Below are 26,720 nucleotides of genomic sequence, written 5' to 3' on the forward strand. Positions count from 1 at the left end.
TCATTAAGTATCTTTTTAAACTGAAAAAATGATTTCCCTTATAGGCCAAGGGCTGCAGTAAAGTTACTCTAAATTTTCACTTCACTTGCAACAAAAAGCCCTGGTAAAGTTTTATCTTAACCGGGGCTTGTTCACTGTAGCCAAAGCTTAAATTATTACTGCGCTTATCGCATGGTAACAAATTCTTCCGCGGCAGTTGGGTGAATGGCCACGGTATTGTCAAAATCGGCTTTAGTGGCGCCCATTTTCACTGCCACGGCAAAGCCTTGCAGCATTTCGTCACTGCCTAAACCAATGCAGTGCATGCCAATGACTTTTTCATTACTGCCCTGACAGATAAGCTTCATTCGACACGGCTGGCGTTGTTGGGTAACGGCGGTATACATGGAAGTAAATTGTGAGGTGTACACGGTAATGTCGTCATCACCAAATTCGGCCACTGCTTGTTGCTCGGTTAAGCCGATAGTGCCAATGGTTGGATGTGAAAACACTACGGTTGGGATCAGGTTATAGTCTAAATGTTCCTCGGTTTTGCCATTGAATAAGCGTTCCGATAAACGCCGTCCTGCCGCCACCGCAACCGGGGTTAACTGGGCTCTGCCAGTATTATCCCCTACCGCATAAATATTTGCTGCACTGGTGTTTTGAAATTTATCGGTATCGACAAAGCCGCGTTGGTTAAGCTCGATGCCGGTAGCGGCAATATTGATACCATCGGTGGAAGGCTCGCGACCAATGGCCCATATTATAGTATCTACGGTGATCGCTTCACCATTTTCAAGCTCAAGCGTTAAACTGCCGTCGGCATTTTTAATCACTTCTTTCGGCGTGCAATGGGTTTTCAGGGTTGGCCCTTCACTCGCCATGATCTCCACCAAGGTCTCAGACATCATCTCGTCAAAATCACGCAACGGCTTGTGCTTACGCACTAACAGCGTGGTTTCACTGCCTAAGGCATTTAAGACACCGGCAATTTCTACGGCGATATACCCCGCACCTACTACAGCCACTCGTTTCGGTTGCTCGTTTAAGGCAAAAAAACCATCCGAGGTGATGCCGTGTTCACTGCCGGGAATATCAGGAATGGTCGGGCGGCCGCCGGTGGCAATTAAAATATGATCGGCAGTATAGGTTTCACCATTCACTTCAATGGTATGTTTATCAACAAACTTGCCAAAGCCGTTAATCACGGTGACGTTGTTTTTCGCCAGTACAGTATCGTAAGAACTGTGAATACGGGAAATATAAGCCTGTCGGCTTTCGACTAATTTTGCCCAATTTAACTTGCCGGCGGTTAAATCGAAGCCGTAATCATCCGAGTAATGCACCGCATCGGCAATTTGCCCGGCATACCACATTACTTTTTTCGGAACACAGCCAACATTTACGCAGGTGCCTCCCAGCGCTTTCGCCTCAATTAACGCACACTTTTTACCATGCATGGCAGCACGGTTAATCGAGGCAATACCGCCACTGCCCGCGCCCAAAGCAATATAATCAAAATGTTGGCTCATAATAATTCCTAAATACATGTCTAAATAATCAAGATGTCTTTAATCATTGTGGCAAACAGCCAAATTTTCAACCAATGGTGTCTGATTTTCTCTTGCTTTTGCCAAAGGGGGACAATAAATTAACTGAGCGATAAGAAGGAAAAATGCAGGCTTTTTCTTCGTCATCCCTTGAATAATCAGTGAACAGATCTTATCTCTGTTACTATTAGATTATTCCCAATAACATAAGAAGCATTATGAGCAATCCATTATTAGCGCAACCTGGCCTTCCTGAGTTTTCAAAAATTAAGCCCGAGCACATCAAGCCGGCAGTAGAGCAAGCCATTCACGATTGCAAAACCGCCATTAGCGACGTGGTTGCCTCGCAAGGCCCTTTTAGCTGGCAAAATTTGGTTGCCAGCATCGATGCGGTGGATGACCGCTTAGAAAAAATGTGGTCGCCGGTATCGCACATCAATGCGGTGGTCAATAGTGATGAACTTCGTGATGCGCATGATAGCTGTTTGCCAATGTTATCGGAATACGGCACCTGGGTAGGGCAGCATGAAGGCTTGTTTAATGCTTATCAGCAATTGCATGGCAGCGATGAATTTGCCACCCTAGATAAGGCGCAACAAAAAGTTATCACCAATGCGCTGCGCGATTTTAAACTGTCTGGCATTGCCTTAAACGCCACAGATAAAATTCGCTATGGTGAAATTCAAACTAAACTGTCTGAGCTGGCGTCAAAATTTAGCAATAATTTGCTCGATGCCACTGGTGCGTTTTCGGTTAACATTACCGATGAAGATGAATTGGCCGGTCTGCCGGAAAGTGCCTTAGCAGGTGCCAAACAACTGGCGCAATCTCAAGAAAAACAAGGTTGGCTGTTTACCCTGGATATCCCGAGTTATTTACCGGTAATGATGTACTGTGAGAATGCCAAATTACGTGAGCAACTCTACGTTGGTTACGTGACTCGCGCCTCTGATCAAGGGCCCAATGCCGGCGAGTTTGATAACTCCGCCATCATGACAGAAACCCTGGCGTTACGTCATGAAATTGCCCAGCTGTTAGGCTTTAATAACTTTGCCGAAGAGTCACTGGCCACCAAAATGGCAGAAAATACCGAGCAGGTATTTGGCTTTTTGCAAGATTTGGCCGAAAAATCGAAACATCAGGGCAGTGCCGACTTACAACAACTGCAAGACTTCGCTCAAAGCGAGTTTGCCATTAGTGAGTTACAGCCCTGGGATCTGGCCTATTATTCGGAAAAACTAAAACAAGCTAAGTTTGCCATTTCGGATGAAGACTTACGTCCGTATTTCCCCGAAGATAAAGTGGTGCTCGGCTTATTTGAAGTGGTAAATCGCTTATACGGGTTAACCATTAAACCCCGTGACGGTGTTGATGTCTGGCATAAGGATACCAGCTTCTTTGACGTCTACGATGTTAATGACAACTTGCGCGGCAGTTTTTACTTAGATTTATACGCCCGCGATAAAAAACGCGGTGGCGCCTGGATGGCTGACTGTGTTGGCCGACGGCAGTTAAGCGATGGCAGTATCCAGTTACCGGTGGCGTTTTTAACCTGTAATTTCACCAAACCGGTTGGCGATAAACCGGCACTGTTTACTCATGATGAAGTGGTGACGTTATTTCATGAATTCGGTCATGGTTTGCATCATATGTTAACGCAAATTAATGCCGCAGGTGTGGCCGGTATCAATGGTGTGCCGTGGGATGCAGTGGAGTTACCGAGCCAGTTTTTGGAAAACTGGTGTTGGGAGCCAGAAGCGCTGGCTTTTCTCTCTTCGCATTTTGAAACTAACGAACCATTGCCACAAACTATGCTGGATAAAATGCTGGCGGCGAAAAATTTCCAGTCGGCGATGCAAATGCTACGACAATTAGAATTCAGTATTTTCGACTTTAGAATTCACGCCGACTATGACCGCGACTATGACGCCGGCGATCAAATTCAAACCATATTGGATCAGGTACGTGAAAAATATGCAGTGGTAAAAGCGCCGGCATTTAATCGCTTTCAGCACAGCTTTGGTCATATTTTTGCGGGCGGTTATGCGGCCGGATATTACTCGTATAAATGGGCGGAAGTGTTATCGGCCGATGCCTATTCGCGTTTTGAAGAAGACGGGGTGTTTAACCGAGACACCGGCAAAGCGTTCCTCGAATGTGTGTTAGAGCAAGGCGGTTCCGATGAGCCGATGGCGTTATTTAAGGCATTTCGCGGCCGTGAGCCGCAGGTAGATGCCTTGCTTAGGCATTGTGGTATTGGGGGTTAGGGTATTGTCCTAGGAATTAGGAATTAGGAATTAGGAATTAGGAATTAGGAACTGGGAACGTGGAACTGGGAACGTGGAACTGGGAACTGGACTCATCACCGGCAGCCAAATAGGTTAAAGTGAAGAGTCCTGAATTAACCTCTACCAGCAGTCAGTATTGGCAGTGCCACTGCTGGTTTTTGCGGTGCGTTGATTGCGTGAGTTGATGGTAAAACTGATACAGTCTTTATCTTTCGCCTGATCGGTACCCGATTTTGCCGTTGCGGTGACGGCAAAGCTTGTGGCGATAGAGCCGGTGGGGCCGGCTTTCGCGGTCAGGCTGTAGTTATTTTCAGAACTTTCGCTGGAACTGTTTTTTAATCCGCTGCTAATATCGGTGGTGTAACTGCCATTTTGAATAAAATATTTTTCCTGGGCAATCGCCAGTCGCATTAGCGTTTCTTTGGCATCGGCGCGTTTACTTTTTCGCGCTTGCTCGCTGTAACCTGGGTAGGCTACCGCGGCAAGAATGCCAACGATAGATACCACGATCAACACTTCAATTAAGCTGAAGCCGCTGGTTTGCCGATGTTGTGCTGTTGTTGTTCGCATCATATCTAATACCTTCTAATACGCATTAATTACGAGTTATTGTTTACGGATTATTATTTATGGATTGTTCTTTACCGTTATTGCTTACTGATATCCACCCAGGTTCGTCGACCTTTAATAAAATCGGGTCCCGAGGACACGCCGGTGGTGGTATTGTCACCTACCATCTGTAACGGCTCGGTGGAAGCGCTGCCGATGACGGTGCCATCGCCACCGCCACTGTCATCGTAAGGGCTGGGGTCCTCGACGATTTTATCGTGAACAGCGAATAGCGCACGCAAAACCAATCCGTCATTGCCGTTCACATCTGTCTCGCCTCTTAAGCAATGGTGAACAAACCCACATTCTTGATAAATCACATCCCAGGCCGCCAGCGCCACGTCTAAGTCGGTATAGCCCAGATCCGCCAAACCTTGATCAAATTCCTCCTGGGTAATATAGCCCCTTATTTCGGCCACCGCCAAGTCATAGCCGACTTCGCCGTAGCAAATGTTGGAAGCTTGGCTATAATGCCACCACAAAAAGACCTCATGCAACCAGCCATTTACTTCAGCATCATCTGAGTCTTGATCTGAAACTTGGCCTTTGGCCCGGAGGCCACCATAGATATCCAGGTTGCCATCACCATCAATATCGTCATCGATTTCGCCATCGCTATTGATGTCATCGGTTAAATAAATTTTGGCAGCGCCAATCCTTACCGAGGCTTTTAAATCTGGCGGCGTTTGAATATGTAAATCGGCTAAGCTATCTACTTTTGTAGGGTCGATCGCCATCATTGTCAGCGCACCTGCACGCCAGCGGCCATTCATTTCCATCCCCAACTCGGGATGCCTTGCTGTCGGGTTCTTGGAGCATTGCACTATGGTGGGGTGCACGCCGCCACTGATCAGCGCCTGATCAGCGAATGAAACTCGCAGCGTACCACCGCCAGCCTTGATGTCGTTGATGGAAACGATGAGGGAATTGCCGTCATCATCCAATAAGGTGGTTAATTGACCATCCCAGGCTTTCAGTTTGCGGTGGATCATTTGTTGATAGGCAACCACGTTATAGCTGTTCAAGCCGATGTGCAATACCCCCGCCGGGGAAAAGTCGGCATTGCTTACCACCACAAAGAATTTTTTATTATTGTCAGTGACCGCTTCGTTAAGCTGTTCATGGCCACTTTCCGCTTGATCCAACTCAAAAAAATCCACATAGGTTGCGTTGACTTCCTGGTCGTATTCATGGGTATGCTCTGCGGCGCCCCCGGCAAACCCATGATCAGGACCATCGGAATCGACATCGATATGGCCGCCAACAAAGTTACAGCCCAGCGTACAATCCGCCGGTTCCTCCGGGGGCACTGGCGGCGCCGGGGGAACACTAAGTTGGGTATAGTTGATAAATTTGGTGTCTACGCCATCGGCTATGCGGGCGATGAGTGGCCCGGACATCATTCCCGACTGCACCTGCCAGGCCACCGCAATATCGGTACTAGCAGTGCCGCCGGAAACATTGTCGGCCGGCGCCAGCACACCATTGCCATCAATATCGAATATCGCCGTTTTCGGCGCACCACCGGTTAAATAATTCGGTTCAAACAGCCAGTTTTCCTCATCTACCGGATTGGTTACCGTCATTTGCAGGCGGCGATCCCGTAATTGGTAATTGGCAACGACCCTTTTGCCTGACGTTAACGCCACTGTCCAGCCGGTGTGTTTGGTCCAGTCAATGGCGGTATTGCTGCTGGTTTGAATGGTTTCTGCGCCTATGGTTTTCGCAGCCGATAGCGTTTGAGTTAATAAATTGGCGCTGCCAGGGGTTTTGCCGGTATCCCAAATACCGTACACCCCCTGCGGCGACGTATCGGCAAGGTCGGTAAAGGCCAGGGTTTTGCCGGTGGCAAAATAGACTAACTTGCCGCCGAGAGGGTGGCTAGACACTATCGGTTTGGTGGTGATCGGCTGGCTTACGCCAGCGGTGTATAGCGGTTGCGAGTAGACTACGGATTTGGTTTTTAAATCGAATTTCCACAGGTTGCCATTTAAATCGCCGGCATAGGCCAAATCAAACAGGCCGTCATAATTCAAGTCGACTAAGGCCGGTGTCGACAAGCCATTTGCATCGCTAATCCCGCCGGAACCGGTCGTTATTGTGCTGATGGTGCCTGAGCTCAACTCGGTCAACACCAGCTCGGCAACCCCTGCGGCGCTGTTATAGCCATTACCACTGATGACATAATATTTTTTATCCGGCAATTGCGCAATACTGGCGTTGCCGTAGGCGTCGCCAAGTACTGAGTTGCTGCTACTGTTTTGGACCCACAACACTTTGTTGTCGGGGCCTAGCGCTGAATCTTCATCGGTTAACTTAGGGTTGGTCACGTCCAGGGCGAATCTGCTGGAGCCGCCGGCACCCAAACTGCCGATTAATACGGTGTGCCAGGCGCCATCGAAAAACGCGTCATGGACCGACAGTTCCCCATCGACGTAATATTGGTGATAATAAGGCTCGTCGCTAAGATTATCGAGCTTGGGGATCACTTCCGGCGGGATAAAGGCGTAGACTTCTTTGCCGGTTAAGGCATCAAATACGTGTAACATGCCGTCATTGGCGCCGACATACACCCTGGGCGCCCGGTAAGTATGTTTGGTTTTAAAGGCGATGTAGTCGCTAGACATATTATTGCCGATGGGGGCACCAACATAGACTGGATTGGAGTGGACAATATCGCCCAACACACTATATCGGGGACGTAAGTCGCCATTGGGTTTTTCATTACTGCGATCACCGCGGACAAAATCTAAAATCGGACTCGCGCTGGCCGCATTGAGATAGCTGACTTGGTCTAATTGTTCTTGTTGGCTGGCGCTTAAATTGTTCCAGCGAAACGCCACTTGTTTAGTGCCGTTGTGGGTGATAATTTTTCTCGAGTTAGTCCAATAGGACGAGTCGGCGGCCTCAAGAGCACTAAATTCCAATCTGGCCGACCAATTGCTACCGCTATTGGTCGGTGTGGTCGTACTTAAGTCGACGCTGGTGGTCGATGCCCCGCCATGACTGATAGTGTATTGGACTAAATCCCCTTGCCAGGCGCCATTTTCAAACCATGGCCGATAGCCATAAGCGCCATTTTCTAAATTGGTGGTGCTCAGCGCCATCGGCTGTAAATAGCCCACAGGTTGCTCATTGGCGGTGAATGGTGCGGCAGCGCTTACCAGATTACAAATCAGTAGACTTGCCAAAAGAAACCCGCTTTCTTTGATACTTATGCTCATACTATCTGCCCTTATTCATTCAAAGCCATTGGACGACAGCCATTGGTTTAAAACCATTAATTTAAGGCTGTTCTGAGGTCCCGTTGACAGGCTGGAGTACTCGCTCCGCCTGTTTTAAATTCTTGCTTCTCCAGCTCACAATAAAGCTGTGCACCGATGACCCGATGATCGGTGTGTTAGTATTGTGCACGGCTGTTAATCACATTATATTCAGCATTCCGTTAACACTTTACTGCGAGGAGATATCCACCCAGGTGCGTCGGCCCTTGGTAAAACTCGGTCCCGAGATCACACCAGTCGGGATATTGCCACTCATCACCACTACCGGTTCGGTGGATGCGCTACCCATGACGGTGCCGTCGCCACCGCCGCCATTGCTTTCGCCAGAGAAAGGATTAACGGCGAGCTTGGTCGAATAATCCTCCATTGTCGCTAAGTCGCTAGCCTTGTTGCCGTTAGCATCGGTGGCATTATTGAAGCAACTGTTACTGCTCGACCCGCAAGTTGTTATAATCGCATTCAGTGCGGCAGTAAGGCTGGCAAAGTCGTTATAGCCCAGATTTACCAGCTCTCGCTCAAAGCTATCTTCGGTCATAAACCCCCTGACATCGGCCACTGCCAATTCATAACCGGGTTCGCCGTAGCAAATATCGTACAATCGTTTGCCATTTTCGTCCTTGCTATAATGCCAATACACCCAAAACTCTAGCAACATGCCATTTGCCGGGGCATCACCTTCCACCTCGCCTTTGGCCCTGAGGCCACCATAGATATCGAGCTGGCCATCACCATCAATATCGTTATCGATCACGCCATCGCCATTGATGTCATCGGTTAAATAAATGGTTTCGCCGGGCAGCCTGACCGAGGCTTTTAAATCTGGTGGGGTTTGGATATGTAAATCCGCTAAGCTTTTTACTTTGCTCGGGTCCATCATCATCAAGGTCAGGGGGCCACCACGCCAGCGACCGTTCATTTCCATCGAAAACGCCCTGTTCTTCTGTTCAGCCCTTTCGTAGGGGAACTCTGAACATTTGGTGTCGTCGGGGTGTATGCCACCACTGATCAGCGCCTGATCAGTGAATGCCACTCTCAGCGTACCGCCGCCGGCCTTGATGTCGTCGATGGAGACGATAAGGGAGTTACCATCATCATCGGTTAAGGTGGTCAATTGACCGTCCCAGGTTTCCAGTTTGCGCTGGATCATTTGTTGATAGGCCACCACGTTATAGGTGTTCAGGCCGATGTGCAGTTGACCCGCAGGGCTAAAATCGGCATTGCTTACCAGCACAAAGAATTTTTTCTTATTGTCGGTGATCGCTTCGTCAACTTGTATTTGTGCATTTTTCGCTGTATTCAGCTGAAACAAATCGACATAGGGTTGTTTTACTTTCTTGTCGTATTGATGAGTATGCGCGGTGCGCATGCCGGCATGGCCATTGCCCTCGGGCTTCGGCCCATCAGTATCGACATCGATATGACCACCAACAAAATTACAGCCGGATTTACAACCCGGCGGCTCTGCCGGTGGCGGCTCTGTAAGTTGGGTAAAGTTGATAAATTTGGTGTCTACGCCCTCTTTGACCCGGGCGATGAGTGGCCCAGACGTGATCCCCTGCGGTATCTGCCAGGCGACGGCAATATCGGTACCATCCTCTCCGCCGCCGACATTGTCGGTCGGTTCGAGCATGCCATTGCCATCAATATCGAATATTGCCGTTTTCGGCGCACCACCGGTTAAATAATTCGGTTCAAACAGCCAGTTTTCCTCATCTACCGGGTTGGTTACCGTCATTTGCAGGCGGCGATCACGTAATTGGTAATTGGCGACTATCCTTTTGCCCGCCGTTAATGCCACTTTCCAGCCGGTGTGTTTGCTCCAGTCAATGGCAATATTGCTGCTGGTGAGTACGGTCTCTGTGCCTATAGCTTTCGGCGCCGATAGCGTTTGGTTTAATAAATTGGCAGTGCCCGGGGTTTTGCCGGTATCCCAAATACCGTACACCCCTTGCGGCGAGGTATCGGCAAGGTCGCTAAAGGCCAGGGTTTTGCCGGTGGCAAAATAGACTAATTTGCCGCCGGTAGGGTGACTGGACACTATCGGTTTGGTGGTGATCGGCTGGCTAACGCCGGCGGCGTATAACGGCTTCGAGTAGGCCACTGACTTGCTGGTTAAATCGAATTTCCACAGGTTGCCATTTAAGTCGCCGGCATAGGCAAAATCATACAGACCATCACGGTTCAAATCGATTAAGGCCGGTGTCGATAAGCCATTTCCTGCGGCAGATCCTGTGCTTATTTTGCTGATGGTGCCTGTGCTTAACTCGGTTAACACCAACTCGGCTTTGCCGGCGGCGCTGTTATAGCCATTGCCACTGATGACGTAATATTTTTTATCCGGCAATTTGGCGATACTGGCGTTGCCGTACGCGTCGCCAAGTGCTGAGTTGCTGCTACTGTTTTGAACCCACAACACTTTGTTGTCGGTTGCCACCAATGAATCTTCATTGGTTAACTGTGGGTTGGTGATGTCTAAGGCGAACCTACTGGTGCCGCCGGCACCCAAACTGCCGATTAATACGGTGTGCCAGGCGCCATTGAAATATGCATCATGAACGGAGAGTTCACCATCAACGTAATATTGGTGATAATAAGGCTCGTCGCTAAGATTATCGAGCCTGGGGATCACTTCCGGTGGGATAAAGGCGTAGACTTCTTTGCCGGTTACGGCATCAAATACATGCAACATACCATCGTTAGCGCCAACATACACCCGCGGCGCCCGAGAGGCATGTTTGGCTTTAAATGTGATGTAATCGCTGCTCATATTGTTGCCTGTGGGGGCGCTAACATAGACAGGGTTGGAATGAATAATATCGCCCAACAGATTATAACGGGGACGCAAGCTACCATTGGGTTTTTCATTACTGCGGTCACCGCGAACAAAATCTAAAATCGGACTCGAGCTGGCCGAATTGAGGTAGCTGACCTGGTCTAATTGTTCTTGTTGCGTGGCGCTTAAATTGTCCCAGCGAAACGCCACTTGTTTGACGCCGTTATGAGTGATAATTTTTCTTGAGCTGGTCCAATAGCTCGAGTCGGCGGCTTCCGCGGCATTAAATTTCAGCCTGGCCGACCAATTGTTACCGCTATTGGTCGGTGTTGTCGTGCTCAAGTCAACGCTGGTGGTCGATGCCCCGCCAGAACTGATAGTGTATTGGACTAAGTCGCCTTGCCAGGCGCCATTTTCAAACCATGGCCGATAACCATAAGCGCCATTTTCTAAATTGGTGGTGCTCAGCGCCATCGGCTGTAAATAGCCGACAGGTTGCTGATTGGCGGTGAATGGCGCGGCAGCGCTTACCAGATTACAAATCAGTAAACTGGCCAAAAAAATTCCGCTTTCTTTGATACTTATGCTCATGGTATCTGTCCTTTTTCTTTTTCTTTTTCTTCTTCTTCTTCTAAAGCCATTGGTCGATAACCACTTGTCTGAAACCGTTAACTTAAGGTTGTTCTGAAGTAATGTAGACAGACTGAAGTACGCGCTCTGCCCGTTTTAAATTCTTACTTCTTGAGGTCACAATAAAGGTGTGTACCGATGACCCGATGATCGGTGCATTATTATTTTGTAGGCTTTCATCTTCACCCGGCAGCAGCTCGAGGCCCTGATATTTGATGATGTATTTATCATCGGCGGTTTTTCCGGTTTCCGCCGCAGTATGCGTGTCCCAATTAATATCGAACACATTCAAAGCTTCATCGGCACTGTAATAACCATCATCAGCGGTATTAAAATCAAAAGCACCTGCTACTAACACCTGTGCCTCCAAGGCCTCTTCGGCTTCCACCAATGAGCGTTCAGCATCATTAAAAGCAAGCGACTGAAACTGACTGTTGGCTGACATTAACGATTGTGTCATCGATGATTGAAAGCTCGATAAACCCACTAAGGTGATTAACACCAATACCACTAAACTGACGCCTAAAACGGCGCCATGTTGCTTTATCGGTAACAGAGTACGATTGTTATTGGTGATATTGTTCATCTTATTTGTCACTTAACTGTTATTTAGGGTATTGCGCAGAGCAATGGTGGTATCGATAAACAGACGGTGGTAATTATCAGCGGGTTCATAAGTCACATCGCCCAGCGTGTATTCAGATTCATCTTTATAACTTGGATCTGGACAATCTTCCCGTATTAATAAATATACCCGCACCGCTGCGATACTTTGCCAGTCAGCGACGGCACTTGCTGCCAGGTATTGGTTTGGTGAACCATCATTATTGGAGTCGACACCATACTCAAATTGCAAGTGCTCGACGCCAAGCAGTAATTGCTCATTGGTTGGAATGCCATTGTCGAGGTATTTCCAGAACAGCGCCGGTATGTTTTCTCCGCCACAACTCTCATCCGATTCGCCAATGTAATAGGAATGCGCCACTAATTGATGAACGGATTGAAAATTACTGTCAATGTTATTGTTCGCCGGCTCTAAGGCATCACTGCCGAGAAAAATCCTGCCTTTGAACAAAGATGAGCGCAGGTATACATTTGCCGCGACAAAACTGTTTATCGTCCATGGCGTCGCGTAGCGCAGGGTTAAGATATCGCCACGTAAGTAATCATCGTCAGTGATGCATAGATAACCCGCATTACTGTCGTTTAAGCCAAAGATGTGTTGCTCTATCATGGTTCCCCAGGTAGTACCGGCAACTAAGCAGGTTTCCGCTGCTGGCGTGGTGATGCCATGGGTGCCGACAATTTCGCTAATATTGGCATTACCAGCAAAATAGCCAGAGCGTTGAATGTCTCTTGAAATCAACTCGACGGTAAATCGGCCGGTTTCCTGGATGCTGGCGAGTCGGTCGGTGACTTGGTTAGAAACCTTGGCACTGGCAAAAAAAGCGTAAAGCGCCGCAATGACAAATAAGCCAAGCACCATGGCAATGATCAGCTCGACCAAGGTAAAGCCCATATTTTGTTTAGTGGTATTTGTCTTGTTAGTTACGTTATGCATTTTTATCAAATACTTATCGTTGTGGTTAAACAATCTAAATCATCGTCCGATGCTACCGGACAATTCTTGCCGGCCGAGCCGCTTAAATCTTGATCCCAGCGGATCGAGATGGTAATACTGTTACCCGCCTGAGTGATTTCGCCCCCCCCTGAGGGTAAGTTGCTGATCAGTTGATTTTGCCAGGTGTATAAATCAAACTGTGCGACTTCTGCGGCAGTACATTGATTACATACACAATCGATTGATGCCGGTAATTTGGCGTGGCTGGCAAGGTATAACGCCGACTGGGCCGAATTCGCTCTGATCCGTTCCGCCATGTCATTTAAATATATTGCGGCAATAGAGCCATCTACGGCCTGGTTGGTATTGCGAATTTGCCCCAGTTGCAATGCCATTAATCCTAATAAACCAAGCGCGACGACGATTGCGGCAACGAGCACTTCGATTAATGAAAAACCACTTTGAAAACTTCGTATCCTTGCCATCATCGGCTCCCTAAAAACAACCGCTAGGTATTTTTCTATCACTGCCTTTGACACTGACTTTACCAAATCGGCCAATAGCAATGGTACGTGAATGGCTGTCCACCGAATTGTTATAACATACCACTAATTCGCCTGAGCTCTTGGTGTTGCCCGAGGCAGTAAACACCACATTTGACTCGAAGTCATCGGTAGTGCCGTGAATGGTGTAATTATCAGGTAGGGCATAATGAATGGAGATGATAGGGTCGACGCCAGCAACGGTATCCACTTCGCGGATGATCCAGCCATTTTCCCAGCCACTCTTATTTGAGCAGTTATCCTGGGCGGTATTAATGGTACACACAGTAACAGCAACACCGCGTTTTATCGCCTCACTGCGAGCGATGACAAAAGCACGATGAATGTCATTGGCCTGGGTGCTCATTTGCGAAGATTTTATCATATCGAACATAGCCGGTAATGCCACACTGGAAAGTATGCCAGCGATAGCAATGGTGATAAGGACTTCGATTAAACTGAAGCCTTCAATATGGGGTAAACTTTTAGGCATATATGTTCTTATTATAAATTTAGCTTTGCTGGGGGGCGCAATTCAGCTGATTTATTTTTAAATTTTATTTACTAATATTAATGATTGCAGGAAAGTGTGATTTTGCAAGTTTTGCCATTAATTAATGGCAAGCTTTGCTGTTCTATCGAGATGAGTTTTTAGTATGCTTATGCAGGTTGCCATAAGAACAATAATTAAAACTTCCAACCGTTAAAAACTAATTTGGACTCTGTTGCTTCTCCTTCTTCGGTTGAAGTATTCGAGCCACCATCCGCAGCCAAGGCGACATCATAATGAAAATCCCCAGAGCCTTTATACAGTACTTCTTTAGCGACGATTGCCCCCAATACATCCCCTTCGGATTCTATGGTAACCACAGACTCAGGTGCATATATCACCGCATACACATCACTTTTTTGTTTAAAGGTCACACCGGTGCCGCCGTAGCCCGAATAAATCATAAATACCGGATTGCCCGTAGGTGATAAGCCGTAGTCAGGTGTATTCACCTGAGCATCGCTATCCATATAAAATTCACCTTGCATCAGTAGCGTTAAGCTACTGGTATCCGGAATGACAATTTTCCCGCTGCCTTCCATTTTCAAGTTACCTTGGACAAAGACGATAGCTTCCACACCGGGCGCAACTTTTAGCTGGCCATCTTTAATGGTGATATTATCGTACATATAAATTTGTTTGGTTTCTCCGAAGAGCTCAGCCGACTCGACCTTCCCGGATACATTGTCTAAGGTAAAGTGATCGCCCGATGAATTTAAATTTACATCACTTAACCCACCGCTGTGATCATTGATGAAATCGTTGAGTGGATCGACGGCTTGTAGTGAGTCACATGGGTTTTCACTGGTATAATTGGTTTGAGTGGTGCCAGAAACGCTGGCACTGCCAACGATATCGCTTGCTGACTTCAAGTCACCCATGACGTTCGTACCCGAATCAATCTCAACCCTGCCAGCCCCCGAATCAGCGCCATTGGTATTGGTGCCAACGAGAATGTCCTCACCGGCAGTTTGCGAGTCATAGCTGCCAATACTGGAATCGTAACTGTCAAAAGTGACACTAGTGGCTATGTTCATGGCTTCGCAGGCTACGACGCCATCCAAACCATACCCCGATGGCTCCTCAGGCACCGGTGTGGTCGCAGGGATAAAGGTATAATTTGCTTTCAACGTTGACAGCCCTTCAAATCGTTGGCCATTACTGCTGAGTTGCAGCTCATTCGTGGCGGCAGACAGGCTGACATCATAATTTAAATTTTCAATGCCACCGGCATGACCGGTAATACTGCCATTATCTGAAGTTTCGTTAATGAGTTGCTCCAGGGTTAAACCGGGCTCCTCCTTTAACTTGTTATTCAACAAGGTGAAGGTATCAAAAATTCCCTTTTCCGAGATCAATCTGGCATTAATTTTTTTTTGAAAATTACCACTTAGACGCTCTTGGATAATATTATCTTTGAGTGAATTAATGGCCACGATACTGCACATCACCACTAGAATTAACACGGTTACAATAGTAAAACCGGGTTGTGGAGATTTTGAATGAAACACAGAGAAAGACATGTTTAGCTCCCTAACGCTGATTGAAGGATTATCAAAGATAATGCGACGTCTATGGTTAATGGTGCAGCAGGTCCGATGCCCGCTGGTTCACCAGCTTGTGCCTGCGGGGTAACGGTAATAGAAACGAGGTTGTTATTAAGCGCAAACGCGATATCCTCTACCCCGGTTAATATTGTTTGTGGCCCGGCCCCGCCTAAATCTATCTCACAGCGCAAATTATTGCCGTTCAGCGAGTATACTTCGGTATAGGCGGCAATTTGCACAACACCATTACAGGCTATGGTGTTCGCCTCTTGAGTGATGGTCAATTGACTTGCCGTGGTCACCGGTAATGCCGGCGTTTGTTTTAAACTTCGAGTGAACGTTTGTGTGCTATAACGTAGGACTTCCTGGGCATTTTGTAAATTTTGACTGACTGCAGACAAACCGCTAATGGAGGTGTAGGCACCCCCTATACCAAGTACTAAAATGGTACTTACGAACAAGGCGATTAATAATTCAATCAGGGTATAACCCATTGCTTTGTTGTACTTATCCATTACAACCTGCCGGTAATTGCGGATAACTGGCATTAATGGCAGCGGCATTGGGCAAGTCATCGGTCATCCGTTCGTCAATCCATTGCACACTGACGGTAAAGTCATTGGCAAAGTTATCTTCTTCAACGCCAGTCAAAGTAAGGGTATAACGTTGCAACGCTGGTGTTAAACTCGCTATGTATTGTTGATCAAATGCCTGGCGTGCATCTTGCAGCTGACAAATATTATTCCAAATCCTTTCCACCGCGTTATTGGCGTGAATAATCGATACCGTATAATCGAAACTATTCCTGGCAAATTGCAAAGATTTTACTTGCCCGGCAGCCAAACCTAACAAGGCGATTGCCGAGATAATCAAGGCGATCATCACCTCGAGTAAAGAAAAGCCTTTTTGCCTGGTTAACTGTTTTTTCATGGGCATTGAGCCGCTGTGGTGATGATACTTTGGCCACTTAAAAAGATGCATAAGCGGTAATCATCGGTCGTTTGATCATCATCCGATAATTGAATATCTAAGGCAGAGGTTGAGCCGCTGCTCGAAATGATTAAATCTGCTAAGCCGCTTATTTGCACACTCGAGTCAGAAGGGATGAATTGTAACAATACAGTTCTTTCATCGGTGCCGGCATTTTGGATAACCTTCCATTTTGAACTGTTGGTCGCGACTAATGATATCTCTGTATCTCGTTTTACCGCTTCACTGCGAGCAAATTTGAATACACTATGCAGTCGATTTATATCCGCCACTAAACGGTCACGTTTCATCATATGACTAAATGAAGGCACAGCGGAAGTCGCTAAAATACTAATGATCCCGACCGTGGCTAGCATCTCAAACAGGGTAAAACCACGAGATTGAAATTGCGTCATCATTATCTCCAGCAATCGTCTGATGTTGGCGTGGTGACACCGCGATGATTGATGCTCAAGGTGCCACATTTATCTGACCCTTGTGAACTGGACCCGTTTGGAATGGCTTTCAGGATAAAGGTGCTTGAGTCTGAGTCGACTAGAGCATAATTAAAACTATAATAATCGTCTGCGGTGATGGCATTACTGTTTGGATACTGGCCAAGCCTTGAATATTGACGCTCTAAACCTGCAACTTGTTGCAATAAAAATTGTTGCACATCAACTCGGCGACTCTCTTGCACCGATTGGAAATAATTAGGTAAGGCGATCGCAAATAATATGCCGATGATCGCGACCACGATCATTAGCTCTATTATGGTAAACCCTTGTGGCTGTTTCTTTAGCAGAACCACAGCATTGTTATTATTCGCGTTAAAATGCAGCACTATTTCAGCTTCCCAGTTTTTTGTTATTAAAATTAAATAAGGCACGATGAATGTCATTGGCCTGGCTGGCCATTTTCGATGACTTTATCAAATTGAATATAGAAGGTAAGGCCACGCTAGCAAGTATGCCGGCGCTAGCAACAGTGCTTATGACTTCAGTTAAACTGAAGCCTCGGATATGAGACAGACTCTTACGCATATATATTCTTATTGTAAATTTAGCTTTGTTGGGGGGGCGCAATTCAGCTGATTTAGTTAAAAAATTTTAGTTATTAATACTAATAATTGCAGGGAAATGTGATTTTGCAAGTTTTGCCATTAATTAATCTCAGCCTTTGCTTTTCTATCGAGATGCGTTTTTAGTATACTTAGGCAGAATGATATAAGTACAATAATAGCTAACCTGAACTCGGGATACTTAGCACCTTAAAGGGATTGTTTGTGGAAAAAATAAACGCAATTTTACAACGTGCCGTTGAACGCAAAGGTGGCGAAGCCAACCTTGAGTTACTGATGTCGCCGTATCAAAGCCTGGCAAGTTCTAACCGCGAATTGGCGAGCTTGGGCAGCGATCGGTTTTTGGCCGAATTTACCAAGAAGGTATTTCAATCCGGTTTTGTTTGGCGGGTAGTGGAAAACAAGTGGCCTAATTTTGAACAGCATTTTTTTGATTTTAATATTGAAAAAATATTAATGATGCCCGATGAAATGCTCGAGCGTAAAGCGCAAGATCCTAAAATTATCCGCAACTTTAAAAAAGTACAAACGATAAAAGCCAACGCCCATATGATCCATGATGTCGAAATTGAGCAGGGCAGTTTTAGTGAGTTTATTGCCGCCTGGCCGGAACAAGATATTATTGGCTTATGGCAGTATTTGAAAAAGCACGGCCAGCGTTTGGGCGGTAATACCGGGCCGTACGCGCTGCGCGCACTGGGTAAAGATACCTTCTTATTAAGTCGTGATATTGAAAGTTATTTTCGTGAACACGATTTGATCAGCGGCGGCCTAACCAGTAAATCGAGTTTAAACACCATCCAACAGTGTTTCAATGAATGGCAGCAACAAAGTGGTTACAGTTTGAAGAAAATCAGTCGTTTAATTGCGCTAAGTACTGGCGATAATTATGTGCTTGCAGAGAATTAGTTCTGGCAGAAGAATAGTTGTTGCTGAAAATTAACGGTTGATAGATATGATGACTAATGAAAACGTAACAGAGAATCACAATCGCTCACATTGCCTGGTGTTTGCCGATAGCTTTAATAACGTGATGAAGGCAGAAGCGGTAAGCGAAAAGTGGTCCATCCCTTATGGTGGCGAACTGCGCAGTCTGCATAAAGTGAAAAGCCCATTTTACTTATTGGCCACCGACACTCAGCTTGAGTTGCACAAAACCGATGAACCGAAAACCGGCGCTATCGTGGTTGACTTTGTTGGTGGCGCGGTGGCACACCGGCGCAAATTTGGTGGCGGTCGCGGCCAGGACATTGCCAAAGCCATCGGCTTAAAACACGGCTTTTGCCCAAGGGTACTGGATGCCACCGCCGGCCTTGGCCGTGATGCATTTTTACTGGCAAGCCTGGGCTGTACGGTAACCATGATGGAACGACAAGTGCCGGTGGCCGCCTTGCTTGACGATGGCTTAACGCGAGGCAAAGCCGATGAAGGTATTGGCGAATGGCTGGCTCAGCGGCTGCAACTTATCAACGCTTCCTCCATTGATAACATGGCCAGCCTGCAAGACATCGACGTGGTCTATCTTGACCCTATGTACCCACATCGGGAAAAATCGGCCGCGGTAAAAAAAGAAATGCGAGTGTTTCAAACGTTGGTGGGCAGCGACCCGGATGCCGATGATTTATTGGAAAATGCGCTGGCGTTGGCAAAATATCGAGTCGTGGTAAAGCGGCCCAATTATGCCGAGCCTCTCGCCGGTAAAACACCGTCCACCAGCATTAAAATGAAGAAAAATAGGTTTGATATTTACGTCAACCAGGGTATCCCCAAACCATCGTAAATAGTACCGTCAGCATAGTCTCAAGCTGTTATGCTGGCGCCGGCCAAGATCTTATCTTCGATCAACTTGCTATAACCGTTGTCAACGCGTCGCCGCTGACTTAGCCATTATACCAATCGGCATAAAGAAAGATTCATTCATTCTTTATGCCGATTGGTATTTAGATTTGCGAATCGTTGAATCTATCTTATATTTAAAGATCTGAGGGAAATATACTGGGTGATGAAATTTATTGCCCGAGTTTTTAGCTAATACCAATTTGATTAGTCAACTTGGTATACAGGATGACAAACTTGCAATTAGATAAGGTTCAGCTGAAAATATGAATACCATGATGGCTTTATGCGCGCAAAGCTACCTGCAACTTAAGTCAAACACTAAGGTGTTGTCGGTTTGTTATCTGGTGTTAGCGCTAGCTGTGTTGTCAATTTATGTCGCTGCTCACTCTTTCAATATCTCACCCGCAGTTTTCACTCGCGATCCGGTATCGCTGTTGCGAGCGCCACTCTATACCGGCTTAATGTCAAACGTCGGCATTTTATTATGGGTTTCATCGGCGGCGGTGTGTCTGTTTAGTGCCTATACCATCAGCCGCTACAGTGGCCGAACTAACGGCTTCTTACTCTATTCGGGCTATCTCACCCTGTGGCTGGTGTTGGATGACTTATTTTTGTTCCATGAAGAGCTTTTTCCCGATTATTTGGGCATTTCCCAAGGCGTAATTATTCTTATTTATTTGCTCTTATTCCTGGTGTTCTTTGTTAAGTACTTACCTGCTATTTTAGCATCTGATTTTGTGTTGCTGTTGCTCGCCTGTACCTTTTTTGCCGCATCCTTAGTCTGCGATTTTGCCTTGCCGCAGCGAGGCATGGTGCATTTAGTCGAAGACAGCTTTAAATTATTCGGCATCACCACCTGGCTGGTTTATTTCTGCCAAGCCAGTAAGGGTCTAATAGAGAGCTCGGTGTTGCAAGCGGAAAAATAATCAACTTGGTATAAAAATAAGTTAAATGGTTGAGTTATGATGGATACGTTGAAGGTAGCAAGTTTTGCATTGGCTGATTTACAAGTTAGTTCACACTCATCTCACCTGGGATGGCGTGCCTTATTCAACCTGCGCCAACTGTCGGCAGCGATAAATCAAGCCCCGTATTTTGCCCTGATCAAGGGCGCCGGTACTCGCGACGTCGACCCCAAAGCCTCTGATTTATATAAACTTGTGTCGCAACTCAATAACATCAATGACACCCCGGCAAGGAAACTTTCGGTTACTCGGGTGGCAATTAATCAGTCCGCGGCCACCGTCAATGATAGCGTTACCCGTTATAGTCGGCAGCCAGGAGCATTAAAGTTACATACCGACTCCAGCTATATGGCCAACCCGCATCCGGTTTTGGCGTTTCAATGTGTTGTTGCCGACCCGAATGGCGGGGAAACCATATTAATGGCGATTGACGATATTATTGCTGGTATCAGTGACACCAATAAAGCATTACTGAGCGCAGAAGTATTCCCATTTGCCAAAACAAAATCGGCAATTCTTGCCAAGGATGACTATGGTGCATGGAACATTCGTTTTTATAAGACTCAGCTCGAGCAGAGCCTGGAAAATGAAGCGCTTGAGCAAAAATACCTGAACGCAATTAGCGAGCTGGAAGCGAGCATTGCCAATGAAAAGCATCATTTTCGCACAACAATGCAACCGGGTGATATGATCCTGGTGAATAACCTTAAAGCCTTGCATGGTCGTTCCAATATTGAGGCCGAAAGTCCCCGGGTTATTTATCGAATAAGGTCCTCGGCCTCGCTACACCAGCTGATGAGCAAATCAGCATGGCAGATCATGACTTACTGGCTAAGTCAGTTTGTAAAAGACAAAGCAAAATCGCCAATATTATTAGCACCGCCACCTCAGCTCTCTACTGCACAGCTGGTAACGTCTGGAAAATTAGCCGAAGCGCTAGAGTGTTTTGCTTCGTTGCCGAACAACAGTAAGGAAAAGGACGAACAACAGTTTCTCATTGCCGCCGTTGCCAGATACTTGGGCGATGATGTTGTTGCGGACAAAATGCTCGAGCAAGCGATTAAACAACAGCCGATCTCGTGTAACTCTAGGTTGGCTGACAATTATCCGCGTTTTATCAAGATCAGAGGGTTTAATGGTGCGCAATGGATAGTTAACAAGCACGAAAAGTTCAGTCCCAGGTTGAAAGGAGGGCATTTTTCGCTGAAATTTATGTTCAATGCTGAAAAAGCTAAGCTCTATCAGCACAATATTCTTGATGCTGAGCAAGCTCAAGCACAAGCGCAAACCATTAAAAAACTTGGCATCAATTTAATCATCAATACCATTGCCTGTGCCGATCGTATGGCGGTAGACCTGACGGTGTTAGATAAATTTCAACAACTTACCCCAGAGATCCCGGTAATTAACCCCCCTGAGAAAGTGCTGTTGACGACTAGAGAACAAAATTATCAAAGGCTAAACGACATCGCCAATGTTGTTTTTCCAAAGACGGTTAAGGTGTTGCTAGAGCAACAAGCCCGGGCTCAGGTATTGGCAACCATGAGCGCGGCAAAAGTTGAATTTCCGATCATCATGCGGCCATGCATCACCCACACCGGTGCAGGCGTAGAATTAATTGACAACAGCGAAGCACTGCAATTGTATTTGGATAAGCACCAACATAGGGCGAGCGCTTTTTATATCATTCAATATTATCAGCTTGCCAATACAACCGGCGTGTTTAATAAGATCCGTACCTTTTGTATTGACGGTAAGTACTATCCCGTAGCCTGTATATTTGATAACCAATGGAATATTCACTCTGGTGACCGATATAACTACATGGCCAACTGTGCAGAATCGCAACAAACAGAGCAATCGTACTTTGCCGACATGACCACGTTTCTCGGAGATAAGGCGATAAAGGCCTTAGAGCGGATTCGGGAGATTATTGAACTGGACTTTTTTGGCGTCGATTTTACCTTACTGCCGGATGGCAAAATTTTGATTTTTGAATGTAATGCCGCCATGCGCCATAACTTTGATCACGTGCAAAATTTCCCCTATACCTATCAACCATTACGCAATGTTAGTCTGGCGTTTGAGCAGATGCTGCACCAACGGGCACGCTAGTTTCTTCTTGCTATTATCGGCTCTGGCCAGCTTGTCAGCTGTTTTGCTCTTTGGTAAAAAATGACTTGCCAAGCAGCAGTCGAACTGTCATCCGGTAGCTTTTATGCACCGTATGGCGAATTAATATTGGCCAGGGCATTTTCAAATAATGTCCTCTGACCAGCGCCATGGTTGCCGCCAACGAGTTGCTCCAGCGGGTATACAACGGGTGCTTGCTCGCCAAGACTCGGCTAAAGATAAAATCCCTAAGCAAATTGACTAAACGGTTGCCGTGACACTGTGCAAGTTTACTGGCGAACTCGCTGGGGATCTTGGTTTGAAAAAAGCGATGGCTATAGCGACAGGCCAAATAGAGTTCGAGGGTAAATCCACACTTACTTGCCAGGTTATCAAGTTCGTGCCAAAAGCCCTCACTGGCGTACTCAGTAAACAGTAAATGGATATCGTTGAGATCTCTTAAGCCATGTTTAAAGTCTTCATTGATGAATAAATGCACTATGCTGTGCAACGTCATCGCCGCGGGAGCTAGTACAAAAAAACCATCATACTCTATGGCGTTGTCGGTGAAATACTCTATTTTTGGTGCCCGACCTGACACCACAGGAACTAAATTGTGATGCAAATCAATGACACTGCCCCTGCCGGTATGTTTGAGCGGGGGAATCTCATGGGCCCAGTTACGATAATAGGCGTTATCATAATCATCGATGTCATCCGCTAGCCAACCATGCAACAGTAACGTGTTTTCAACCACATTGATCTGACTTTTATTCACCAATAAATCAATATCGCCAAAGGTTCGGCCGCAGTTGGTGTTATTGCCACAGAAAACGTAAGCGGCACCTTTTAATAAATAAAATCTTACCCCGTGTTGCTGGGTACTTTTTCTGATTTGTTGACACTCAAATACGATGGAACTGTGTTGGTTCTCGGCCAAAACTGCGGCATTGTGCAAATGCTTTTGTGCGTATGGTGGCAGAGCATCGAGTAGACCTTGTTGCTGCAATTGCACGCTAATGCGCGCGAGCAGCCCTTCATGGCGCAATACCCGAATGAGAGTTTCCCATTGATACTCGTTAAATGTGCAACAACAGGATGGATCAGCAAGAATGGCGGTTATTTGCTTTGACTCAATCAGCAGCTGTTTCACAATACGTCCTGCTCAAGAAATGTTCTGACCGCTTCAACATCATTGTAGACCACCTCAAAAACCGCACTGTTTTCAATTAAATTCACTAGGGTATTGAAGCCCTGTTGACCATGAAGGTTTAAGTTCACCGCATTTTGGGCAAGCTGCATAAAGCCCTGGTTCTGGTTAAGTTCAGTGATTTCTAAATCGACCCGCTGATCATAGCGGAGAAATACGATAGCATTTACCTTTGCCAAATCATCGCGTTGCTGCCAACTGCTATCACCTGGACATAAGTGAACAACATCACCTTTGTGGGTATTCCTGGCAACCGTAGAGAGTTTCGCATCGGGATACCAACGCTTAACTAAATCAACGGATTTATTTTTCAGGCATATTGGTCGCACGAAGGGCTGAACCTTCAGTGTTTCTGGCAATACTAACGCCATTTCATCTGACAACAGCCGCCAACCTTGCCTGCCCGACAGATATGCCGTCATGGTACTTTTGCCACTCCCCGGGGGACCCGGTAATAGCACCGCTTTATCGCCTTTGGCGACAATACCTGAGTGCAAGATCACATATTGCAGTGACTGATTGGCAACCACATAATTGATGCCCCACTCCAGAGAAGCATAGGCGTGATTTAGTGGTAAGGTTTTAAAGGGTTCGATAGCGTCAAAACTGAACGACGCCTGCGGACGGATAAACTTTCTTAATCCGTTTGCTTTTTCAACACCAACAAAATAATCGGCGGGCCTGGACGAATTGATAAATAGCTCGTCGGGGTACATATGGTGCATATTTTGCTCGACAAAGCCCACCGACGAATGAATATCAAAAATAAAGGGGGGTAAGTTCAATCTGATCTGCATCATCAGTACTTTGCAGGGCTAGGGGTTAAAAAGCCAGAAGCGCTAAGTTGGTTTAACAACTTCAAAGTGTCGGCATCGATATTTTCGCGCGCCAACACACTTTCAATGTCCAATGTTAGCCCTGTTGCTGCACCGGTGTTTTTTTGATAGAGCACAACGCCGCTACCATCTGAAAATTTATGTAACAGAGTAGAACCCGTAATGGTGTAGCTGTGGCTGGTAACTTTGGGTGTTGTGCCGGGAAGCGTTTCGTGGTGAAAGACATCCCAGGTAGTTATTTTTTTTATCATATTATCTACAATATAGACAATATTTTGATGATTACAACAAACTGAATGTTTCTTTCAAACGATGACTAATCGTCGTCATCGAAGACATTGCCCGAGACATTACAGAAACTTGATGGATCAGCATTGCCACCATGTTCTTCGATTATCGCCGCTAAATTGAAACGGTTTTCTATCAGGCTCTGAATATAGCCATTCAGATCTTCCGGATTTTGCAGGATGGGGTAGTGCAGGCCGCCAGGGCCATTGCCGTTGGTGTTGTAATGAACGATAGCGTTCAAATACATGGCAATCATCTGTGGCGCAAAGAGGTAGTCATTATCATCGGCACATGTAGCGGTGATGTCGTCGTCATCGTCATTGCCATCGTCATCGCCATCTTCATTGTCTTCATCTTCGTTATCATGACCATCATCATTGTCGTTATCATGGTCATCATCGTCATCATTACCAAAGTTAAGGGGATCATCACAACAAAAACACTGCAACAGACTTATCAAGCTAGTGCCAGGCCCTTCGCCGAAAATGCTGTTAAATGGCATTTCGCTAATGTCGGCCCAGTAACTATCCTGTTCGAGCCATTCACAAGGTCCTAACAATTCAATCGGATCGCCACCGGCAAAATCAGAAGCATGACCCGAAGCAATTATCGAATTTACCACATTATTCGCGAATACCGACTTTGCCGGAATTGAGGCCACTACAATACCTGCAGCGGTGCGGGTCAAAAACTTTCTGCGGGTCGGCTTCACGATTTTATCGGTATCCTTGTTAATTTGATCTTCTTGTTTCATTACCATCAACTCTACGAATAAATGCTCGGTAAATTTGAGTATAGCAAATCTATTCATTGTTCAAGAAAAATTATTACTGATATAAATGCAAAGAATATACCAAAATCATTATTGTTTGATTTCTTTGACTTTTAAATACCGTTTGAATTTGTAATGTAAAAAATCCTGACACTAGTCTCCGTATTCGTTAGAGCAAAAATTGTTGGTCAATCGCGGTAAATTTATCACAGGCAATCAACAATGAATTGGCGGTGAGCTGTTCCACCCCCAGCACTTCCACTGCACAGTGGTATTTGGCTCTAAGTTTATCCACCAATAAATCAAAATCGCCATCGCCAGAGAGTAAAATCACTTTATCAGCCTGACTACCGACTTCCAGCGCATCAATGGTTATGCCCACATCCCAATCGCCTTTGGCGCTACCATCTTTTCGTTGAATATAAGGTTTGAGTTTTACCTGAAAACCAATGGCGCGCAGAATGTTTTGAAATTGGCGCTGCTTCTCATTGCCAGAATCAATGGCATAGGCATTGGCACAGATAATGTCATGGCTGCTACCGGCATAAGCCCAAAAGCTATTGTAATCAAAGCTGCGCTGAAAGCCCTGGCGACAGGTATAATAAATATTTTGCACATCAACAAAAATGGCGACGGTTTTTTTGGCTGGTGTTGCAGCAGGGCTAGAGTCAGTCATAGGGTGCTCAATTGGGTCGTTACTATCATTAGATGATCAAGGTAATGGCCTTAGTGTAACGATTATTTCATTTTAAATCAGACAAATGTTAACGTAAACTTGGTATTTTCCCTTATAATCTCGGTCAGTAAAAATCTTGACCTTAAACTGGGTTTAATCATCAACAAAATAGGTGCCACATGATCAAAGTAAACGACACAATACCAGCCGGAGAATTACAACAATTAACTGAGCAAGGCATGGTAAATCACAGTAGTGCAGATTTATTTAGCAATAAAAAAGTGGTTATCTTTGCCGTACCCGGTGCCTTCACCCCTACCTGTTCGCAGGCGCACCTGCCCGGTTATGTTGTGCACTATGATGAGTTTAAAGGCAAAGGTATCGATGCCATTATCTGTACTTCGGTAAACGATGCTTTTGTGATGAAAGCCTGGGGAGAAGCGCAAAACGCCGAAAACATTATGATGTTAGGTGATGGCGATGGTGCGTTTGCCAAAGCGTTGGGCTTGAGCATGGAAACCGGCGCATTTGGTGGTTTACGTTCACAACGTTATGCCATGGTCGTTGACAATGGCGTGGTGACACATTTGCACGTGGAAGCGCCAAAAGAATTTGAAGTAAGTAAAGCCGAAAGCATACTTGCCGTACTTTAAGAG

General features: G+C 46.2%; 24 protein-coding genes. 6 read left to right on the plus strand and 18 right to left on the minus strand.

Annotation, left to right across the window (positions count from 1 at the left end):
- Positions 1-164: 164 nt before the first annotated feature.
- Entirely contained in the window at positions 165-1,514 is a 1,350-nt protein-coding gene (gene gorA / locus ND16A_RS01065) for a glutathione-disulfide reductase (protein ID WP_033079280.1), read from the minus strand.
- Between the two features lie 236 nt (positions 1,515-1,750).
- Here gorA and prlC point away from each other — a divergent pair, with 236 nt between their 5' ends.
- Positions 1,751-3,799 carry an oligopeptidase A gene (gene prlC, locus ND16A_RS01060; RefSeq protein WP_033079281.1) on the plus strand — a complete coding sequence of 683 codons (2,049 nt, stop codon included), beginning with the start codon at positions 1,751-1,753 and terminating at the stop codon, positions 3,797-3,799.
- 141 nt (positions 3,800-3,940) lie between these two features.
- On the opposite strand, the gene ND16A_RS01055 is transcribed toward prlC, so the two are convergent.
- From ND16A_RS01055 to ND16A_RS01020, 12 genes are all read right to left on the minus strand, one after another.
- Positions 3,941-4,393, minus strand: a complete 453-nt coding sequence (locus ND16A_RS01055) for a type IV pilin protein (protein ID WP_052073331.1) — start codon at positions 4,391-4,393, stop codon at positions 3,941-3,943.
- Positions 4,394-4,467: 74 nt separating this feature from the next.
- Positions 4,468-7,653 carry a pilus assembly protein gene (locus ND16A_RS20445; protein WP_052073332.1) on the minus strand — a complete coding sequence of 1,062 codons (3,186 nt, stop codon included), beginning with the start codon at positions 7,651-7,653 and terminating at the stop codon, positions 4,468-4,470.
- A 229-nt stretch (positions 7,654-7,882) separates the two neighbouring features.
- Complete coding sequence (locus ND16A_RS20450) at positions 7,883-11,077, minus strand: pilus assembly protein (protein ID WP_052073333.1); 3,195 nt, start codon at positions 11,075-11,077, stop codon at positions 7,883-7,885.
- An 82-nt stretch (positions 11,078-11,159) separates the two neighbouring features.
- On the minus strand, positions 11,160-11,702 hold the full coding sequence (locus tag ND16A_RS20455; RefSeq protein WP_052073334.1) for a pilus assembly PilX family protein: 543 nt from the start codon (positions 11,700-11,702) through the stop codon (positions 11,160-11,162).
- 12 nt (positions 11,703-11,714) lie between these two features.
- Entirely contained in the window at positions 11,715-12,677 is a 963-nt protein-coding gene (locus ND16A_RS01050) for a PilW family protein (RefSeq protein WP_033079282.1), read from the minus strand.
- Between the two features lie 5 nt (positions 12,678-12,682).
- On the minus strand, positions 12,683-13,165 hold the full coding sequence (gene pilV, locus ND16A_RS01045; RefSeq protein ID WP_081945709.1) for a type IV pilus modification protein PilV: 483 nt from the start codon (positions 13,163-13,165) through the stop codon (positions 12,683-12,685).
- Positions 13,166-13,172: 7 nt separating this feature from the next.
- Positions 13,173-13,712: a GspH/FimT family pseudopilin gene (locus tag ND16A_RS20460; protein ID WP_052073336.1), complete on the minus strand. Its 540-nt coding sequence runs from the start codon at positions 13,710-13,712 to the stop codon at positions 13,173-13,175.
- Between the two features lie 194 nt (positions 13,713-13,906).
- Positions 13,907-15,292, minus strand: coding sequence for a DUF7305 domain-containing protein (locus ND16A_RS01040; RefSeq protein ID WP_033079283.1), 1,386 nt, complete (start codon positions 15,290-15,292; stop codon positions 13,907-13,909).
- Between the two features lie 2 nt (positions 15,293-15,294).
- The gene (locus tag ND16A_RS01035; RefSeq protein WP_033079284.1) at positions 15,295-15,831 is read right to left on the minus strand and encodes a prepilin-type N-terminal cleavage/methylation domain-containing protein; all 537 of its coding nucleotides are present in this window, start codon (positions 15,829-15,831) and stop codon (positions 15,295-15,297) included.
- Positions 15,824-16,246, minus strand: a complete 423-nt coding sequence (locus ND16A_RS01030; RefSeq protein ID WP_327145192.1) for a prepilin-type N-terminal cleavage/methylation domain-containing protein — start codon at positions 16,244-16,246, stop codon at positions 15,824-15,826. Before ND16A_RS01030 ends, ND16A_RS01035 begins: the two co-directional genes overlap by 8 nt.
- On the minus strand, positions 16,243-16,704 hold the full coding sequence (locus ND16A_RS01025) for a GspH/FimT family pseudopilin (RefSeq protein WP_160173547.1): 462 nt from the start codon (positions 16,702-16,704) through the stop codon (positions 16,243-16,245). The genes ND16A_RS01030 and ND16A_RS01025 overlap by 4 nt, the downstream gene beginning before the upstream one ends.
- Positions 16,704-17,186: a type IV pilin protein gene (locus ND16A_RS01020; protein WP_081945713.1), complete on the minus strand. Its 483-nt coding sequence runs from the start codon at positions 17,184-17,186 to the stop codon at positions 16,704-16,706. Before ND16A_RS01020 ends, ND16A_RS01025 begins: the two co-directional genes overlap by 1 nt.
- Positions 17,187-17,564: 378 nt before the next feature.
- Between ND16A_RS01020 and ND16A_RS01015 the strand changes: the two genes are divergently transcribed.
- The 4 genes from ND16A_RS01015 (at position 17,565) to ND16A_RS01000 (ending at position 22,285) form a co-directional block, all read left to right on the plus strand.
- The gene (locus ND16A_RS01015) at positions 17,565-18,275 is read left to right on the plus strand and encodes a DNA-3-methyladenine glycosylase I (RefSeq protein WP_033079287.1); all 711 of its coding nucleotides are present in this window, start codon (positions 17,565-17,567) and stop codon (positions 18,273-18,275) included.
- A gap of 124 nt (positions 18,276-18,399) precedes the next feature.
- Entirely contained in the window at positions 18,400-19,146 is a 747-nt protein-coding gene (locus tag ND16A_RS01010) for a class I SAM-dependent methyltransferase (RefSeq protein WP_081945731.1), read from the plus strand.
- Positions 19,147-19,468: 322 nt separating this feature from the next.
- Entirely contained in the window at positions 19,469-20,131 is a 663-nt protein-coding gene (locus ND16A_RS01005; RefSeq protein ID WP_052073338.1) for a hypothetical protein, read from the plus strand.
- 36 nt (positions 20,132-20,167) lie between these two features.
- The gene (locus ND16A_RS01000) at positions 20,168-22,285 is read left to right on the plus strand and encodes a TauD/TfdA family dioxygenase (RefSeq protein ID WP_081945715.1); all 2,118 of its coding nucleotides are present in this window, start codon (positions 20,168-20,170) and stop codon (positions 22,283-22,285) included.
- A gap of 34 nt (positions 22,286-22,319) precedes the next feature.
- Here ND16A_RS01000 and ND16A_RS00995 read toward each other — a convergent pair whose 3' ends face one another.
- The 5 genes from ND16A_RS00995 to ND16A_RS00980 form a co-directional block, all read right to left on the minus strand.
- Complete coding sequence (locus ND16A_RS00995) at positions 22,320-23,435, minus strand: nucleotidyltransferase domain-containing protein (RefSeq protein WP_052073339.1); 1,116 nt, start codon at positions 23,433-23,435, stop codon at positions 22,320-22,322.
- Positions 23,432-24,292 (minus strand): HprK-related kinase A, encoded by an 861-nt coding sequence (locus ND16A_RS00990; RefSeq protein ID WP_033079289.1) that lies wholly within the window; start codon positions 24,290-24,292, stop codon positions 23,432-23,434. The genes ND16A_RS00995 and ND16A_RS00990 overlap by 4 nt, the downstream gene beginning before the upstream one ends.
- On the minus strand, positions 24,292-24,579 hold the full coding sequence (locus tag ND16A_RS00985) for a hypothetical protein (protein ID WP_033079290.1): 288 nt from the start codon (positions 24,577-24,579) through the stop codon (positions 24,292-24,294). The genes ND16A_RS00990 and ND16A_RS00985 overlap by 1 nt, the downstream gene beginning before the upstream one ends.
- A gap of 65 nt (positions 24,580-24,644) precedes the next feature.
- Positions 24,645-25,370: a hypothetical protein gene (locus ND16A_RS20465; RefSeq protein ID WP_052073340.1), complete on the minus strand. Its 726-nt coding sequence runs from the start codon at positions 25,368-25,370 to the stop codon at positions 24,645-24,647.
- 187 nt (positions 25,371-25,557) lie between these two features.
- Positions 25,558-26,064 carry a LabA-like NYN domain-containing protein gene (locus ND16A_RS00980; protein ID WP_033079291.1) on the minus strand — a complete coding sequence of 169 codons (507 nt, stop codon included), beginning with the start codon at positions 26,062-26,064 and terminating at the stop codon, positions 25,558-25,560.
- A gap of 179 nt (positions 26,065-26,243) precedes the next feature.
- Between ND16A_RS00980 and ND16A_RS00975 the strand changes: the two genes are divergently transcribed.
- Positions 26,244-26,717 carry a peroxiredoxin gene (locus tag ND16A_RS00975; RefSeq protein ID WP_033079292.1) on the plus strand — a complete coding sequence of 158 codons (474 nt, stop codon included), beginning with the start codon at positions 26,244-26,246 and terminating at the stop codon, positions 26,715-26,717.
- Positions 26,718-26,720 lie beyond the last annotated feature (3 nt).

The sequence above is a fragment of the Thalassotalea sp. ND16A genome (assembly GCF_000764205.1).
GTDB lineage: Bacteria > Pseudomonadota > Gammaproteobacteria > Enterobacterales > Alteromonadaceae > Thalassotalea_A.

Bases quoted from the DNA above. Each gene is read 5' to 3' on its own strand.
- gorA (WP_033079280.1), bottom strand. From the start codon at position 1,514: ATGAGCCAACATTTTGATTATATTGCTTTGGGCGCGGGCAGTGGCGGT.
- prlC (WP_033079281.1), top strand. From the start codon at position 1,751: ATGAGCAATCCATTATTAGCGCAACCTGGCCTTCCTGAGTTTTCAAAA.
- ND16A_RS01055 (WP_052073331.1), bottom strand. From the start codon at position 4,393: ATGATGCGAACAACAACAGCACAACATCGGCAAACCAGCGGCTTCAGC.
- ND16A_RS20445 (WP_052073332.1), bottom strand. From the start codon at position 7,653: ATGAGCATAAGTATCAAAGAAAGCGGGTTTCTTTTGGCAAGTCTACTG.
- ND16A_RS20450 (WP_052073333.1), bottom strand. From the start codon at position 11,077: ATGAGCATAAGTATCAAAGAAAGCGGAATTTTTTTGGCCAGTTTACTG.
- ND16A_RS20455 (WP_052073334.1), bottom strand. From the start codon at position 11,702: ATGAACAATATCACCAATAACAATCGTACTCTGTTACCGATAAAGCAA.
- ND16A_RS01050 (WP_033079282.1), bottom strand. From the start codon at position 12,677: ATGCATAACGTAACTAACAAGACAAATACCACTAAACAAAATATGGGC.
- pilV (WP_081945709.1), bottom strand. From the start codon at position 13,165: ATGATGGCAAGGATACGAAGTTTTCAAAGTGGTTTTTCATTAATCGAA.
- ND16A_RS20460 (WP_052073336.1), bottom strand. From the start codon at position 13,712: ATGCCTAAAAGTTTACCCCATATTGAAGGCTTCAGTTTAATCGAAGTC.
- ND16A_RS01040 (WP_033079283.1), bottom strand. From the start codon at position 15,292: ATGTCTTTCTCTGTGTTTCATTCAAAATCTCCACAACCCGGTTTTACT.
- ND16A_RS01035 (WP_033079284.1), bottom strand. From the start codon at position 15,831: ATGGATAAGTACAACAAAGCAATGGGTTATACCCTGATTGAATTATTA.
- ND16A_RS01030 (WP_327145192.1), bottom strand. From the start codon at position 16,246: ATGAAAAAACAGTTAACCAGGCAAAAAGGCTTTTCTTTACTCGAGGTG.
- ND16A_RS01025 (WP_160173547.1), bottom strand. From the start codon at position 16,704: ATGATGACGCAATTTCAATCTCGTGGTTTTACCCTGTTTGAGATGCTA.
- ND16A_RS01020 (WP_081945713.1), bottom strand. From the start codon at position 17,186: ATGACATTCATCGTGCCTTATTTAATTTTAATAACAAAAAACTGGGAA.
- ND16A_RS01010 (WP_081945731.1), top strand. From the start codon at position 18,400: ATGAAGGCAGAAGCGGTAAGCGAAAAGTGGTCCATCCCTTATGGTGGC.
- ND16A_RS01005 (WP_052073338.1), top strand. From the start codon at position 19,469: ATGAATACCATGATGGCTTTATGCGCGCAAAGCTACCTGCAACTTAAG.
- ND16A_RS01000 (WP_081945715.1), top strand. From the start codon at position 20,168: ATGATGGATACGTTGAAGGTAGCAAGTTTTGCATTGGCTGATTTACAA.
- ND16A_RS00990 (WP_033079289.1), bottom strand. From the start codon at position 24,292: ATGATGCAGATCAGATTGAACTTACCCCCCTTTATTTTTGATATTCAT.
- ND16A_RS00985 (WP_033079290.1), bottom strand. From the start codon at position 24,579: ATGATAAAAAAAATAACTACCTGGGATGTCTTTCACCACGAAACGCTT.
- ND16A_RS20465 (WP_052073340.1), bottom strand. From the start codon at position 25,370: ATGAAACAAGAAGATCAAATTAACAAGGATACCGATAAAATCGTGAAG.
- ND16A_RS00980 (WP_033079291.1), bottom strand. From the start codon at position 26,064: ATGACTGACTCTAGCCCTGCTGCAACACCAGCCAAAAAAACCGTCGCC.
- ND16A_RS00975 (WP_033079292.1), top strand. From the start codon at position 26,244: ATGATCAAAGTAAACGACACAATACCAGCCGGAGAATTACAACAATTA.